Raw genomic sequence first — 1,161 nt, forward strand, 5'->3', positions numbered from 1 at the left:
CCCGGAGACGGCGGCGCCCCGCGACGCCGTGCGTCGCGGGGCACCGGGAGCCGTGCGCCGGTCAGGGGCGGACGGCGGTGACGAACTCGGCGCGGTAGTAGTCGTTCAGGGTGACCGTGCCGATGGGGCGGCGCGAGGTGGAGGCGTGCACCATGACGTTGTCGCCCGCGTACAGGCCCACGTGCTCGGGGCCGCTGCCGCCGGGGTAGAAGAAGAGCAGGTCGCCGGGCTGCTTGTTCTCCCAGGAGACCCGCTGGCCCGCGTTGACCTGCTGGTAGGTGGTGCGGGGCAGGCTGACGCCGGCGGCGGCCCAGGCGGCCTGGACCAGCCCGGAGCAGTCGTAGCCGCCGGGGCCGGTGCCGCCCCAGACGTAGGGCTTGCCGACCTGGGCGTAGGCGAAGTTCAGCGCCGTGGCGGCGCTGCCGGTGGCGGGGCCGGTGTAGCTGCCGCCACCGCCGCCTCCACCTCCACCTCCGCCTCCGCTGCTCCCGCCGCCGGTCTGGCCGACGTTCTGGGTGGCCGCCGCCTGCTCCTCGGCGGTCAGCTCCGAGAGGAGCCCCTCCTGCTCCTCGATGGCCTCCTCGGCGGCCTCGGTGGCCTCCTCGGCCTCCTTGAGGGCCTCGGCGGCCTCCTCCTCGGTCGCGCTGGCCTCGGCCTCCAGGACCTCCAGGTTCTCCAGCTCGGTGACGTACTGCGCGAGGTTGCCGTCGTTCTGGGTCGACAGGTAGTCCAGGTCGGCCTGGTGGGCCAGGGCGTCCTCGGGGCCGGTGGAGCTGAGCAGGTGGTGGAAGGAGGTGAAGTCGACGCCGGTGTAGGTGGAGCTGGCGAGCCGGCGGGCGCCCAGGCCGAGTTCGGCGACCTTCTCCTCGGCGGCCTCGATCTCCTCCAGGATGCCCTCCAGCTCCTCCTGGGCGGCCTCGTGCGTCTCCTTGGCCTCGTTGTAGGCCGCGTTGAGCTCGATGTACTCCTCTTCGAGGGCCTCGATCTCCTCGCGGACCTCCTCGGCCGTCGGATCGGCGTGGGCCACCGCGGTGGGCAGCAGCAGGGCGGCTGCGGTCAGGGAGGAGAGGGCCGCGGTGCGGCGCCTGCGGACGCGACGGGATGCCAACACGTGTAGACCTTTCTCCCCTTGTCCCAATGCCGTGGGGAAGGGTCGGGGGA

The 1,161-nt window shown here is 73.1% G+C and carries 1 protein-coding gene; it reads right to left on the reverse strand.

Translation table 11 applies throughout. The features are described from left to right. Positions 1 to 61 precede the first annotated feature (61 nt). Positions 62 to 1,111, reverse strand: coding sequence for a C40 family peptidase (locus tag DQW06_RS02810; RefSeq protein WP_117197900.1), 1,050 nt, complete (start codon positions 1,109 to 1,111; stop codon positions 62 to 64). Between the last annotated feature and the right edge of the window lie 50 nt (positions 1,112 to 1,161).

It is taken from the genome of Nocardiopsis sp. TNDT3 (assembly GCF_003427465.1).
GTDB classification, from domain to species: Bacteria; Actinomycetota; Actinomycetes; order Streptosporangiales; family Streptosporangiaceae; genus Nocardiopsis; species Nocardiopsis dassonvillei.